General features: G+C 67.7%; 14 protein-coding genes and 1 pseudogene. 5 read left to right on the forward strand and 10 right to left on the reverse strand.

Going from position 1 to position 12,316, the window contains the following annotated elements; all coding sequences use genetic code 11:
• A pseudogene (locus V5A38_RS12055) lies at positions 1-224 on the reverse strand (CTP synthase); the annotation flags it as partial.
• Positions 225-413: 189 nt separating this feature from the next.
• Between V5A38_RS12055 and V5A38_RS12060 the strand changes: the two are divergent.
• Positions 414-1,277, forward strand: coding sequence for a ubiquinol-cytochrome c reductase iron-sulfur subunit (locus V5A38_RS12060; RefSeq protein ID WP_332326010.1), 864 nt, complete (start codon positions 414-416; stop codon positions 1,275-1,277).
• Positions 1,278-1,283: 6 nt separating this feature from the next.
• On the forward strand, positions 1,284-1,613 hold the full coding sequence (locus V5A38_RS12065; protein WP_332326011.1) for a hypothetical protein: 330 nt from the start codon (positions 1,284-1,286) through the stop codon (positions 1,611-1,613).
• Between the two features lie 310 nt (positions 1,614-1,923).
• Here V5A38_RS12065 and V5A38_RS12070 read toward each other — a convergent pair whose 3' ends face one another.
• The 3 genes from V5A38_RS12070 to V5A38_RS12080 are packed head-to-tail and all read right to left on the reverse strand — an operon-like array spanning position 1,924 to position 4,698.
• The gene (locus V5A38_RS12070) at positions 1,924-2,184 is read right to left on the reverse strand and encodes a ubiquitin-like small modifier protein 1 (RefSeq protein ID WP_332326012.1); all 261 of its coding nucleotides are present in this window, start codon (positions 2,182-2,184) and stop codon (positions 1,924-1,926) included.
• 37 nt (positions 2,185-2,221) lie between these two features.
• Positions 2,222-3,478, reverse strand: a complete 1,257-nt coding sequence (locus V5A38_RS12075) for a TrkA C-terminal domain-containing protein (protein WP_332326013.1) — start codon at positions 3,476-3,478, stop codon at positions 2,222-2,224.
• Positions 3,478-4,698 (reverse strand): TrkA C-terminal domain-containing protein, encoded by a 1,221-nt coding sequence (locus tag V5A38_RS12080; protein WP_332326014.1) that lies wholly within the window; start codon positions 4,696-4,698, stop codon positions 3,478-3,480. Before V5A38_RS12080 ends, V5A38_RS12075 begins: the two co-directional genes overlap by 1 nt.
• A gap of 84 nt (positions 4,699-4,782) precedes the next feature.
• Between V5A38_RS12080 and V5A38_RS12085 the strand changes: the two genes are divergently transcribed.
• A complete protein-coding gene (locus tag V5A38_RS12085; protein WP_332326015.1) occupies positions 4,783-5,943 on the forward strand; it encodes an NAD-binding protein in 1,161 nt (386 codons plus the stop codon).
• Between the two features lie 36 nt (positions 5,944-5,979).
• Here the strand turns inward: V5A38_RS12085 and V5A38_RS12090 are convergent, their stop codons facing one another.
• A complete protein-coding gene (locus V5A38_RS12090; protein ID WP_332326016.1) occupies positions 5,980-7,464 on the reverse strand; it encodes an HPP family protein in 1,485 nt (494 codons plus the stop codon).
• Between the two features lie 3 nt (positions 7,465-7,467).
• Positions 7,468-8,193, reverse strand: coding sequence for a nucleoside phosphorylase (locus V5A38_RS12095; RefSeq protein ID WP_332326017.1), 726 nt, complete (start codon positions 8,191-8,193; stop codon positions 7,468-7,470).
• A 113-nt stretch (positions 8,194-8,306) separates the two neighbouring features.
• Here V5A38_RS12095 and V5A38_RS12100 point away from each other — a divergent pair, with 113 nt between their 5' ends.
• On the forward strand, positions 8,307-8,522 hold the full coding sequence (locus V5A38_RS12100; protein ID WP_332326018.1) for a hypothetical protein: 216 nt from the start codon (positions 8,307-8,309) through the stop codon (positions 8,520-8,522).
• A 25-nt stretch (positions 8,523-8,547) separates the two neighbouring features.
• Here V5A38_RS12100 and V5A38_RS12105 read toward each other — a convergent pair whose 3' ends face one another.
• The 4 genes from V5A38_RS12105 to V5A38_RS12120 form a co-directional block, all read right to left on the reverse strand.
• On the reverse strand, positions 8,548-9,090 hold the full coding sequence (locus V5A38_RS12105) for a GNAT family N-acetyltransferase (RefSeq protein WP_332326019.1): 543 nt from the start codon (positions 9,088-9,090) through the stop codon (positions 8,548-8,550).
• A 112-nt stretch (positions 9,091-9,202) separates the two neighbouring features.
• Positions 9,203-9,457 (reverse strand): hypothetical protein, encoded by a 255-nt coding sequence (locus tag V5A38_RS12110; RefSeq protein WP_332326020.1) that lies wholly within the window; start codon positions 9,455-9,457, stop codon positions 9,203-9,205.
• A 340-nt stretch (positions 9,458-9,797) separates the two neighbouring features.
• Positions 9,798-10,379, reverse strand: coding sequence for a hypothetical protein (locus V5A38_RS12115; protein ID WP_332326021.1), 582 nt, complete (start codon positions 10,377-10,379; stop codon positions 9,798-9,800).
• A 124-nt stretch (positions 10,380-10,503) separates the two neighbouring features.
• Positions 10,504-11,313, reverse strand: coding sequence for a DUF63 family protein (locus tag V5A38_RS12120; RefSeq protein ID WP_332326022.1), 810 nt, complete (start codon positions 11,311-11,313; stop codon positions 10,504-10,506).
• A 317-nt stretch (positions 11,314-11,630) separates the two neighbouring features.
• Here V5A38_RS12120 and deoC point away from each other — a divergent pair, with 317 nt between their 5' ends.
• Positions 11,631-12,302 carry a deoxyribose-phosphate aldolase gene (gene deoC / locus V5A38_RS12125; RefSeq protein WP_332326023.1) on the forward strand — a complete coding sequence of 224 codons (672 nt, stop codon included), beginning with the start codon at positions 11,631-11,633 and terminating at the stop codon, positions 12,300-12,302.
• Positions 12,303-12,316 lie beyond the last annotated feature (14 nt).

Genomic DNA, 12,316 nt, shown 5'->3' on the forward strand with positions numbered 1-12,316 from the left:
TTCAGCACGTACACCTCGCCGTGCTGGTAGGGGTTCATCGTCCCGGCGTCGACGTTGAGGTACGGGTCGATCTTGACTGCCGTCACGTCGAAGCCGGCGTTCGAGAGAAGTCGCCCGGTGCTCGCTGCGGTGATGCCTTTTCCGAGCCCGGACATCACCCCGCCGGTGACGAAGACGAACTTCCGTCCGAGGTCAGGGTCGTAGCGTTGGGGGTCCGTCGGCATACTGCCCATGCGTGTAGACCCGGGAAAACGATTTCGAACGGGGGGCGCCTCAGCGCTCGTGACGGGTCTCTGACCGGTCTGTGGACAGTCACCGTCCGGTCGATCGATTCGGCGGTGACGCTCCGTGCAGCCGGCCGGGGCGCCGACTGCTTCGCCATGCTTTTGCTTGCCCGGGTCCGAACGTAGTACATGAGTGCAGACGAGGACAAGTACCCCGCAGAGTCCGGGCGTCGCCGGTTCGTCAAGGGAGTCGTTGGCGGATCGGCGCTGGCGGCCGCCGGCGTCGCTGGCTCCGCGGGCATCAACGCGGCGACCGCCTCGCCCGGTTCCGGTGGGGGGAACACGCAGGCAATGGCCATCGAGAACACCGCGGGCCCGGCGCCACGCGGAATGCCACAGATCCCCGTCGAAATCGACGATGCGGGGGATCTCATCGGGATGTGGCCGGAGGTCGAGGAGATCGAACAGGGCGGCCGAACCGTCGAGGTCGCCCGAACCGAACTCGGGGGCGTCGAGTACTCCTCCGAGTGGTTCCAGTACTGCGGCGTCGAGTCCTACGAGGGGATCGTCCCCGGCTACGAATCGGACAACTACTTCATCTCCGGGGACAGCCCGGCCTACGACTGGCAGTCTGAGGCGGTGGACGGCGGCGACCCGCTCAATGTGAGCATGTTCGAGGATTACGAGGACTGGGGCAACGGGATTGGCCAGTCCGGGCTCGGCAAACCCGCCACCGCCACCTGGCGCTCACAGGGTACGGAAAACATCATCCCGATACAGGTGGTCCGGAGTCCGCTCATCGAGGAGATCGCCAACGGCAATACGGACGCCCCCGCGCCCATCGAGAACTGGGTGCAGGCGAGCACCGAACAGGGGTTCATCGCGTGGCTCAACAAATGCACCCACTTCTGCTGTGTCCCGGGCTACAAGCAGGAGGAGTCCTCCGCGAAGTTCAACGCCGAGGACGACGTGTACTGTGCGTGTCACCAGTCGGTGTACGACCCGTTCACCATCGTGCAGACGCTGTTCGTCGCACGTCCGCGACCGGACTGATTCCCCGTGAGCGACGACTTTTCCGACGACGGCGCGGCCGACGAAACCGAGACCGAGGAGACGGCGGGCGACGTGGAGTACGCCGAGCGCCTGGAGAACGCCCGACAGCTCATCGACGAGGAGACGACCGCCTGCTACGTCGGCGTCGTGCGCGACGGGCGTGAAGTGGATTCGACGTTCGCCCAACAGGCCGGCGACGCCCAGGAGGAGGGGATGCAGGCGCTCTCGCTGCTCGCATCGCATCTCCGGCTGGTCGCCGACGAGGCCGGCGTCGACTACACGACGGTGGCCGGCGACGCCGCGACGCTGGCCGAACAGTTAGACGAGGAGCCATAACCCGCAGTCGGCTCCCCGTCTGGCCGCCGTCGCTCTCTGGCCTGGCACGGTTCATCTTCGACATGGCGGGGGTGAACTGCCCAAGCTGCAAACGCAATCGCACTGACCGACTCACCAGCCGCCAGGCCGTCGATGGGGAGCTGGCGAACGGTTCGGACGCACGGGCCGCCCCGACGAGTACGTCGCAGGCCTGCCGGCGGTGTCGGAAGCGGATATCACGACCGAGCGGAGTTCGGTGATGCGCGAGGTGACTGCCGGCGCACGCACCGTCATCGCCTCGTGACGCGTTTCGCTACGGGTCGCTTTCGCGTTATCCGCCGCTAACCGGCGGGAACAGCGCGAGTTCGTCGCCCTCTTCGACCGGCGCGTCGGTGTCGACGGCGTCGCCGTTGCGAAGCAGGTTGACGTGGTCCCGTAGCTCACCGTCCTCGGTGAGCACCCGCCCCGAGAGCGCCGGGCGCGAATCGAGCAGCGCGTCGAGCGCGTCGCCGACGGTGTCGCCGTCGACTGCAACCTCGACGGTTCGTCCGTCGGCCGCTTCGGCGAGATCAGCGAAGAGCTTCCACTGCATGTCCGACGGTCGGCGACGGGCGGGCAAGAGCGTTGCGCTACCTCTCCTCGGCGAGCGGTTCGGCGGCGCGACCCTCCAGGGACCGGAGTACGTCCGGTCGGCCGAGCGCGTACACCCGCTCGCCGCCGACCAGCGTGTGCTGGCGCCCCGGGATCGTGTCGAGCGAGCCATCGGGTTCGCGGACGGCGACGACCGTCGCATCGACGTCGCCGATAGCGACGCCGACGAGCGGGCTCCCCTCCCCTACCGTCACGACGCCGAACGTCTCGTCGGCGGCCCGGAGCAGCGAGGCGAACTCCCGGTCGGCCCGGGGGCTCACCGGCAGCGTCAGCAGCCGGTACTGCTCGTCCGCCGAAAGCGCCTCCGCATCAGCCTCGTCGACGGTGAGGGTCACTGCATCGCCGGCTACCGCCCGTACCTCCGCCGTGACAAGCCGGCGCGGCGTCGGCTCCGCCTCGGGAACAGTTGTTTCAGCCGGCGCCTCCGCGTCCGGAACTTGGTCCGTCTCCACTGTCGCCGGCGTCGGCACCGCTTGCTCACTCGTGGTCCAGACCTGCACCATGTCACCCGGGCCGACGCCGTTGACCGGGTCGGCTTCGATGGCGATAGCGCAGGTGCCGGGACCGAGTGTCGGTCCGATGCCCGCGACCCGGGAGCCGAGCGCGAGATAGCTCACGTTCCCGTCCTCGTCCAGTTCCACGTCGACGTAGCCGACGTCGTAATCGTCCTTGAGTCGGGTGACCAGCCGGTCGCGCAGCACCGCACGGTCCTTCCGGGGGAACAGCAGCGTCTTCCCGCCGAGCACTGTTTTCGTCTCAGCCGGCACCGGGTCGTGGCTCTCCATATCCGCGATCTGCTCTGTCTCGGGGAGTTCGACCGCGACGATGCGACCCACAGAGCGGACCACGCCGCCCACTTTCGCATCGATCTCGCGGACGCCCGAGACGGCCGCGACGTCGCTGATGAGGCTATCGCCCACTCGGCGGCCCGGAACCGTGACCAGGAACGCGACGAAGAGTGTGAACAGGTTGACCGCTACTTTGGAGGTGTCGAACGGGTCGCCGGTTGGCGCGCCGCCAATGACCTGGCCTAACAGCCCGACGGTGTTGAGGTAGAGCGCGACTGCGGCGACACCGAACAGCGCAGCCAGCCCGCCGGGAAGTGGCTGCTTGAAATGCCAGCGATAGAGCACCGCTGCCGTCGCCGACACCGCAAAGGAGACGACAGCGAGCCCCAGCAGCCCGACGACTGCAGCCTGGAGGTTCTCCGGTCGGAAAATCGTCTGGAGCAGCATCAGGCGACCGCCTCCTCGAACGCGTCGAGATCACCGGGTCTCCCGACAACGTAGAGCTCCTGGCCCGCCTCGGGGATCAGGCCGCCGCCGGGAACCAGTTGCCAGCTACCCCCGCGCCGGATCGCGAGCACGACGACGCCGTACTCCTCGCGGACCCCGAGTTCCCCGATGCCGACGCCGTCGAGCGCGCCGCCCGCCCGCACGGTGAGTCGGCGGAACCGCCGGCCGGACCGCCGCAGCAGTGAGAGGAGTTCGAACTCCTTCCGCTCCCCGCGCGAGCGGACCGAGAGCCGCGTCACGACCGTCCCGAGCAGTGTTTCGGCCGTCTGCCGGTTCACGGCAATACCCACCCGCACGCGGCCACCCGCAGCCGTGGTTGCCGGCGTCGTTGCGGGGGGTTCTGGGTCGGTTCCGCCGTCGGCGGCGGCGTCCCCCGCTGGTTTCGCCAGCGTCTTCGGGCTTGCAACACCCAGCACCGTCCCCTCGTAGCTCCCGGTGTCCGTCCGGAGGCGGACCTCGTCGCCGCTGGCCAGCCCGGTTGGAATCAGTGTCGACACCGAAATCGCCCGCTTGCCCTGCGGAACCCGCTTCGAGAGGCCGGCGCTCGGCGGCGCCGCTGAAACGCTCGCCCGCCCGCGCTCGTCCATCCGGACCGTCACTTCCGCGAGGTCGTACTCGGTCTGAAGCTTGTCCGCCGTGCGCTGCTCCAGCTCCGAGATCGGGAGATCAGCGGGGAGGGAGACGGTCCAGTCGTGGAGTTTGGCACGCAATCCGGCTGGCAGCGGCGGATAGCCCTCGATATCGGCGACTTCGCCCGCGACTGTCACCTTCACCTGGCCGCGCCCGCCGGCGCGCTCGACGACGTCCGCCGAGAGCGTGCGGTCAGCCAGCTGCTTCAGCGTGAGGCGTTTGGGCATCGCCGCCCCCATCTGGTCGCCCTTGGCGTGGGCGTAGAGCGAGAGCATCAACACGACGACGATGGCGACGAGGATGGCGATTCCGTCTGCGCTGCCAGTGATGGCCTTGTCGTTGAGCGCCAGTAGCCCGCCGTTGACCCCGGCGATGGCGAGTGCGAGCACGACCACACCGAACCCGGGGATGGTGACGCTCGTGAGATACTTGAAGCCAAAGCCCAGCGTCCACGCGACCAGTGCGGGGATGATGCCCGTCACGAGCCCGAGATAGACGCCTAACAGAACCTGGACGGGGAACGACGACATGGCCGTAGCCAACACCGCAATGCGCATAGACGTACCGGCGGCGGGTCATCACGATTTATCCCGCCGACTCTCGTTCAGGGAAGCATGAAGTTGGACCGAGACTGGCTCGGCACCCGAGCGTCCATTCTGCTCACGTTCGCCGTCGCCGGGCTCTCGGTGGCGACGGGCCTCGTCAATATCTCGGCGCCCGCAGCCGTTGCCGGCCCGTTCGTGGAATACGTCCCGATGATCGTCCGCCAGACCGCGGGCTTTACCGGCACGCTCACCGGCTTTCTCACCCTCGCGGGCGCACTCCAGCTTCGGAAGGGCTACCGGTTCGGCTGGTACTGGACGATCGTGATGCTGCCGGTGACCGCCGTCCAGGGGCTGCTGCAGGCGAGCCGCTACTCCTACCCGCTGGTTGTACTCTCGTTGGTCGCGCTGGTCGTCGTCACCAGCAACCGCCGTCGGTTCTCCCGGGACCTCGACCTCACGACCACACAGATCGCCGCCATCGCCTCGCTCGTCGCGGCGCAGGTGTACGGCACGATGGGCACCTACGCGCTCCAGGAGGAGTTCACCGGTGTCGACTCCCTCACCGACGCGTTCTACTTCACGCTCGTCACCGGGAGCACCGTCGGCTACGGCGACGTGACCCCCCTTACCGACACCGCGCGGCTGTTCGGGATGTCCGTCCTCCTGCTCTCGGTAGCCTCCTTCGCTGTCGCGCTCGGCGTCGTGCTCACCCCCGCAATCGAAGCCCGGCTCTCCCACGCACTCGGACGTATGACCGACTCACAACTCGATATGCTCGAGAACCACGTCGTGGTTCTGGGCTACGGCGACCTGACCGAACCGATACTCGAAGAACTGGAAGGGAACGCGCCCTTCGTCGTCATCACCGAGGACGAGAGCGTCGCCCGCAAGCTCGCCAGCCGGGACATCCACGTGCTCACGGCGGATCCGAGCGACGAGGAGCCGCTCCGGAAAGCCGGCATCGAGCGAGCACGCGCGGCCATCGCCGCCACCCTTCGGGACGCCGACGACGCGCTGGCGATCCTGACCGCCCGAGAGCTCAACCCGGACCTCCATATCGCCGCTGGCGTGACCCAGCGCGAGAACGTGAGCAAGCTCAAACGCGCCGGCGCCGACACCGTCATCAGCCCCGCCAACATCGGCGGCCATCTGCTGGTCGAATCGGCAATGGGCGGGGAGGACAGCGAGCGGCAAGCGAACGAGCTACTTGGCGAGGAGGAGGAGCCCTGATCCGCAGTCTGGGGCCGGTCCGACGACGTCGAAGGGTCAGCGCTCAGCCGAACCCGTATCTACGACAGCCACGTCGCAGTCGACGTCTCTGAGGCGCTCGAACGTCGGCGGCGAGATCAGGCGAGAGGCCGCCGAGCGGTCGCCAGAGGAGCCGAGCATCACGAGGTCGTACATGTCGGCGTTCTCTTGGATGAACGCCGTCACCTCCGCACGGGCGATGCGGGTCTCGACGGGCGCGTCGAACGCCTCGACGATGTTGGCCAGCCGTCGCTCGGCGCCACGGCGCTCGACCTCCCGGTTGATGCAGGTGCAGGCGCTCACGTTCCCCGAGTGGCCGGCAAGCCGTGTGGCGAAATCAACCATGGCGTGAGCCGAGTCGCCCGGACGAGAGACCGGAACGAGCGTCCGTCGCCAGTGTTGCCCACCCGTCGAGCGGTGGGCGACGGCGTCAGTCGGCCCGCCGAGCACCCGCCTGACGTAGGGCGAGAGCGCTCCCTGTTGCTCCTCGTACGGTGTGACGACGAGGTCGCAGTTGCTCCGCCGAGCCGTATCGAGGGTCGTCGTCACCGGGTCACCGGTCGCGACAATCACCTCGCAGGGGACGCCGACACCGGTCCGGATCCGGTCAGCGACCCGATTCAGCCCCTCGGCCGACTCATGCACTCGTTTGGCGTCCTCGGCCGGCAGTTCGGTCGGGTCGAGGGTGCCCCGTTGACCGTCGGTGGGCACGCCTCCGTCGATATCCTCCACGACGTCGAGCAGCACCACCGTGCCTGCCTCGTGAGCGGCGGCGATTCTGGCACCCAGCATCGCGGTCTGTTCGGCCGTCCCGCCACGCATCGGTACGAGCACGTGGTCGTCGCTGCGGGTCGTGCCGTAGAGATAGGCGGCGCGCTCTTCGTAGAACCCCTCGCGCCAGAACAGGAACACCGCGGCGACCAGCGACGTCGAGAGGAAGACGCTCACGACGTACGCCCCGCGCGGACCGAGCGTGACGCCGACACCAGGAATCAGTTGGACCGCGATGGGATCGACACTGGCCACTTCGATGACCAGCACCAGCAACGCCGAGGAGAACGCCGACGCCTCCTCCAGGTCGAACGCCCACGTGACGAGAGCGGTGAGCGCGATGGCGCCCGCCGCGGCGGCGGGGTTGACCGAGACGGCGCTGGCAGTCGGGAGGAACATGCTCGCCGCCTCGAAGGACGCCCAGCCACAGAGCGCACCGAGCGTGATGCCGCCGACGAACCGCCTGGGCGAGGCGTACTCGCTCTCGGGCCGGGCGAACAGCGTGTATGCCCCCGAGGCCAGCGGCGGGAACAGCAGATACGGCAGGGCGCTCACGGAGTTCGAGAGCAGCGTGACGAGGCCGATGAGCAGCGGGACGAACAGCAGCACCGAGAGGTGGATGAGGTTCTCCGTGTTCTCGACCCAGCGACGGAACTCGCCGAGTTCACGCCGCTCTATCGTTCGGAGCCGCCGATAGAGCGAGAGCAGTGCGTCAGTGAGCCGTCGGCGCATTCCTCAGAGCGCGGCGACGGCGTCGAGCGAGATCCGGATGGCGCGCTCGACGTTGTTCTTGGCTTTCTCGGGCAGTTCCTCGCCCTCGGTCTCGCCTTTCTGTGTCCCTTTCACGAGGTTGCCGTCGACGGTACAGATAGCGCCGGCGCGCATCCCCTTGCGGCGAGCCAACGAGAACACCGCCGAGGCCTCCATCTCGATAGAGAGCAGGTTCGCGGCCTCCCAGTCCTCGACGAACTCGGGGTTCTCGTTGTAGAACGCGTCGTCGGAGACGATGGGGCCGACGTGGACCTCCTCGTCGTTGGCTTCTGCTGAGTCGACGAGTTCAGTGAGGACGCCGTAATCCGGCACCGCAGGGTAGGCAACGGACTCGTAGCGCTTGCTTGTGCCTTCCTCCTTGGCAGCGCCCGTTGCGACGACCATGTCGCCGATTTCGATGTCGGCCTGGAGTGCACCGGTCGTGCCGACGCGGATGACCGTCTCGACGCCGACGTTGTGGAGCTCCTCGACGGCGATGGCTGCGGAGGGGCACCCAATCCCTGTCGAGCAGATGGTCACCGGCGTTCCATCGTAGGCAGCGTTGACGACCTTGTACTCCCGGTTCTCGGAAACCTCCTCGACGTACTCACACTGGGCGGCGATGCGGTCGACCCGTCCCGGATCGCCGGGGATGAGCGCGATCTCGTTCAGGTCACCCTCGGAGACGAGCAGGTGGGGCTGTTTGGCCATACTCGCGGCTCTGTTGGGGACGGCAAAAACTCCGCGGTCCGAGCGCGGCGTCCATCAGCCAGACAAGCGGTGTCTGACGCGCTTTCTTGTGGGTTGCTACCGTTGGTTCGGTCATGTCAGAACGCGAGTGCCAGCGCAGTCGCTCGCTGAAAGCCTCCTTCCGGCCGCGGCTCCCCGACCGGCTGGATCGGCTGCTGTTCGATTCGGGGAAGCCGGGGCGCCCGAGCGTCGGGGAGACGACGCTCTGGGACCGGCTGACCCAGTGGCGACGGGATCGTCGTTGGTACAGCAAACAGCTCAGGTACTCGGACGACGACGGCTGGCTCTGAGTTCCAGCGAATCGCTGTCGCCGGACTACGGCCGCTTCCGCATCTCCACGACCCGCCCAGTCACCTCGCCACCGAACTCGTGGCGTTTCTCCCGGAGCCGTTCGAAGCCGTGTCGCTCGTAGAACGGCACCGCGTTCAGCGATGCGGTCAACACGACGCTCTCGACGTCGCGCTCACGGGCGCGGGACTCCAGCTCCCTGAAGAGTGCGGTCCCGACGCCCTCGCTCGCGTGATCGGGCGCGACGTACATCGCCCGGATTTCGGCGTCGGCGGAGACCTCGTACTCCTCCGGCTCGCCGACGCGGAGTTCCCCGAAGCCGACCACCTCGTCGCCGGTACCGTTGTCGTTCTCGTGGCCGTCACCGCCGGCTGAATCCTCGACAGCGACCAGAAAGGCCACGTCGTCGCCCTCGACGCGGTAGTTGTCCGGGTCGCGCTCCTCGTCGCCGGCCCACGCGTCCACGACCTGCTCGTCGTACGCTTCGCCGCCTAGCCCCCGGACGGAGGCGACGTGGACGTCCCGGACGGCCCGTCTGTCCTCACGTCTCGCTTCGCGAACTTCGACCATACTGGTTGTCAGGACTGGGACGCCCTCGTTCCTGTCGGTCCTGCAGGTCGACTGTCGAACGACTGGGTCGCCGAGGAACGTGGGCCCGGGACACGCGCGTCAGTTCGAGTCCTCACAGCAGCACGGCCTGTGCCAGCCCGAGGAAGACGAAAAAGCCCAGCACGTCCGTCGCCTCGTCCGAGTCGAGCCGCTGGACGAACGACCGAAGCCGGTCCTGATCCATGTCCGCGACGAGCTGCTCCCGGACCCGTTCGGGGAGGAGGAAGAACAGCTCACGGCGGTCTGCACGCGAAAGATCCCTGAACACCGCAGCGGGCGAGGAAGCCGTGGCGATGGCCTGCTGGGTGTCCGCTGTCTGACTCTCCATACAGAACTCCCTCAGCAGATACACTAAGTAATGGGGGACAGCTGGCGCAGCACAGGCCGGCGACGAGTTCAACCAGGTCGAACACGAACTCAACGACGGTCTCGAGTCGTGACCCGTCTTCCTCGGTGGTCGAGGCGTCGTCGTCGGACTCGTCTTTCTGGTCCTCCTGCTGGGGACGACGCCGGCACACGGGCAGGAGACGGACCTCGCGGAGACCACGCGGACGATGGTGGTGGTCGGCGGGAGCGTTGGACTCGTCTCAGGGGCGATCTTCGGCGCCGTCGGCAGCGCAGGCAGGCACATCGGTCGGCAGAAACTCGGGGCCTGAGGCCCTTCGCACTCACTCGGTTACCGGTTCGAACTCGGTACTGGTGTCGACCCGGTAGCGCCTGTTCAGCAGCGACCCCGAACTGGAGAGTTCCAGTTCGGTCCGGATGCCGATCTCGGTGGCTGGGGCCGAGTTGGGGGCGATGATCAGCTCGAACGTCATCGTTCCCTCCCCGAGTTCGCCGGTGTCTTCGAGCGCGATCCGCGTCCATCGGTTCTCCACCTCTCTGAAGGTGATGTCGGGCCACAGTCCCCCGCTCGGGGATTCGAGATAGACGTCGGCCGGTGGATCGATAGAGGACCGGGGCGCCCGGAGGTCGAACCGGAAGGACTCGATTGTGGTGTTCCTGCTGTGTGGGACCGAGATCCGGAACCCGAACTGGTCTGTCGCGGTGGCCGGAACGGTGCGCTGGTCGAACCCCACCGTCACGAGTCGCTTGTCGCCGCGGCGGTAGGTGAGATACTTCTCCCGCCCCCCGTCCTGCGTCTCGACGTCAGGGTTGACCAGGTTGGTCGTCCCGCCGAGCCCTGAACAACCAGCGGTGACGACCCCGACTCCGGTTACCCCGGCCGCGAGGAACGCACGTCTGTCCATAGTCCCTCTCGAACGCGCCACACAAAGAGCGCATCTATGAGACAAAGAGCTGTTTGGGTATCGGACCCCCTCAGAACCGATATGGCCGAAAAACGGTGATCCAGTTTCTCCAGGCCCGCAAGCGTCACCCAGTGATCGTGAACAGCAACAGGTTGTGCGCGCCCGGGCCCAGCCCCACAGCCGCGACGAGCGCCAGCAGGAGCCGTCCCTCCCGGGGGTCTTCTCGGACGTACTCGACCATCACGGCCACCACGAAACAGGCCAGCGCCGCCTTCACGACGACGAACAGCCACGCGGCCCCCACGAACTCCGCGGTGGGCAGTGCCCCCCCGAACTCGATGATCGCCCGCGAGAGCGGCGTGCGTTCGGTTGCACCGAGGATGTCGATGCCGATGGCCGTCGAGACGCCGTCGACGCTGTGAGCAACGACGGCGAGCGCGCCCGCAGCGCCAGTCACGCGTACCTCCGGGCGGACGCGACGGAGCGTAACCCAGACTGTGGCGCCCAGGCCAGCGCCGACAACCGCGGCGACGGCCGGCCAGAACGGCGAGAGGTTCCCTGCGGTGGTCGCCCAGGCGACACCGGTTGCGAGCACTACGAGCGCCGCCGCGACCCCGACGGCCAGAAGCACTGGCGCAGTCTCGCGGTTACTCGTGTCGGCGACGAGCCAGATGGCGCCCGTAAGCGCCGCCGTCGAGAGGTAGGCCGCCGGGGTACCGAGCAGTGGATCGATCAACGCCGGGGCAGCACCGACGACGTGGAGCACGTGTAACCAGGCGCCGACGAGCATCCACGGAACGAGCGCGACGATGAACCGGTCGTCGACCGCCGGACGGCGCTCCCGGAGGCCGTAGCCAACCGCGCCGAGGGCAGCAAGCAGCGCGACGAGATACGGGAGGGGCGGGAGCGCGAACCCGGCGGGCAGAATCGCCATAGCATCTCCGGCGAGGCGCCGGGAAGAAAACCTTACGGAGCGAGCGGGTGCGCGGCGGCTATGGCGACGTTCAGCAGCACCGCGTCACACTCGCCTGCGGCCCGTTCGTCCTGATTGGCGCCGTCGCCCTACTGACCGTCGGAGGCCGTCACCAGGGCGTTCGCCCAGCGACAGATGCTCCCGGTGCTGTTCGTGGCACTGCTCCTGTGAGGTCTCCAGGAGTGCCGCCTGAGAGGGGGACCGGCTGCCACCGATACGTCCGTCCCGCAGCGTCACGGGAGCGGGCTTTTTCACCGCTGGCCCCTCAGATGACGGCCATGGATACCGAGACGCTTGCCCCACGAATCGACCACACAGTACTCGGCCCGGAGACCACCTGGCGCGACACCGAACGGGTGCTCGACGAAGCCGAAGAACACGGGATGAACGCCTGTATCCCGCCCTGCTACGTGGAGGAGGCGGCCGCGTACGCACGTGAGGTGACGCTCGCGACTGTCATCGGCTTCCCGCACGGGCAGAACGCGCCGGAGGCGAAATGCGCCGAAGCGGTGGGCGCCGACGATGACGGCGCCGACGAACTCGACGTCGTCATCAACATCGGGCGGCTCAAAGCCGGCAACGGCGACAACGGGAACCGGACAGGCGCGTCGGACAACGACCCCATCGAGGAGGAGCTCGCGGGCGTCGTCGCCGCGACACCGCTCCCGGTGAAGGTCATCATCGAGACGGCACGCCTCTCGGACGGGGAGAAGCGCCGCGCCTGCGAGGCCGCCGAGGCCGCCGGCGCCGACATGGTGAAAACCTCGACTGGCTTCGCTGGCGGCGGTGCAACTGTCGACGACGTGGCGCTGATGAGCGAGTATCTGCCCGTGAAAGCCTCCGGCGGGGTCGGGAGCTACGAGGAGGCCATCGCGATGCTCGAAGCCGGTGCCGAGCGCATCGGCGCCAGCTCCGGCGTCCGGATTCTCTCGGGCGCGCCAGACGCCTGATAGTGATTACTGCG

Source organism: Halolamina sp. (genome assembly GCF_036626355.1).
Classification (GTDB): Archaea; Halobacteriota; Halobacteria; order Halobacteriales; family Haloferacaceae; genus Halolamina.

What these genes read in the sequence shown, in the direction of transcription:
- V5A38_RS12100 (WP_332326018.1), top strand. Translation starts at nt 8,307, where the DNA reads ATGTCAGAACGCGAGTGCCAGCGCAGTCGCTCGCTGAAAGCCTCCTTC.
- V5A38_RS12090 (WP_332326016.1), bottom strand. Translation starts at nt 7,464, where the DNA reads ATGCGCCGACGGCTCACTGACGCACTGCTCTCGCTCTATCGGCGGCTC.
- V5A38_RS12120 (WP_332326022.1), bottom strand. Translation starts at nt 11,313, where the DNA reads ATGGCGATTCTGCCCGCCGGGTTCGCGCTCCCGCCCCTCCCGTATCTC.
- V5A38_RS12085 (WP_332326015.1), top strand. Translation starts at nt 4,783, where the DNA reads ATGAAGTTGGACCGAGACTGGCTCGGCACCCGAGCGTCCATTCTGCTC.
- V5A38_RS12105 (WP_332326019.1), bottom strand. Translation starts at nt 9,090, where the DNA reads ATGGTCGAAGTTCGCGAAGCGAGACGTGAGGACAGACGGGCCGTCCGG.
- V5A38_RS12095 (WP_332326017.1), bottom strand. Translation starts at nt 8,193, where the DNA reads ATGGCCAAACAGCCCCACCTGCTCGTCTCCGAGGGTGACCTGAACGAG.
- V5A38_RS12060 (WP_332326010.1), top strand. Translation starts at nt 414, where the DNA reads ATGAGTGCAGACGAGGACAAGTACCCCGCAGAGTCCGGGCGTCGCCGG.
- V5A38_RS12080 (WP_332326014.1), bottom strand. Translation starts at nt 4,698, where the DNA reads ATGTCGTCGTTCCCCGTCCAGGTTCTGTTAGGCGTCTATCTCGGGCTC.
- V5A38_RS12070 (WP_332326012.1), bottom strand. Translation starts at nt 2,184, where the DNA reads ATGCAGTGGAAGCTCTTCGCTGATCTCGCCGAAGCGGCCGACGGACGA.
- V5A38_RS12115 (WP_332326021.1), bottom strand. Translation starts at nt 10,379, where the DNA reads ATGGACAGACGTGCGTTCCTCGCGGCCGGGGTAACCGGAGTCGGGGTC.
- V5A38_RS12075 (WP_332326013.1), bottom strand. Translation starts at nt 3,478, where the DNA reads ATGCTGCTCCAGACGATTTTCCGACCGGAGAACCTCCAGGCTGCAGTC.
- deoC (WP_332326023.1), top strand. Translation starts at nt 11,631, where the DNA reads ATGGATACCGAGACGCTTGCCCCACGAATCGACCACACAGTACTCGGC.
- V5A38_RS12110 (WP_332326020.1), bottom strand. Translation starts at nt 9,457, where the DNA reads ATGGAGAGTCAGACAGCGGACACCCAGCAGGCCATCGCCACGGCTTCC.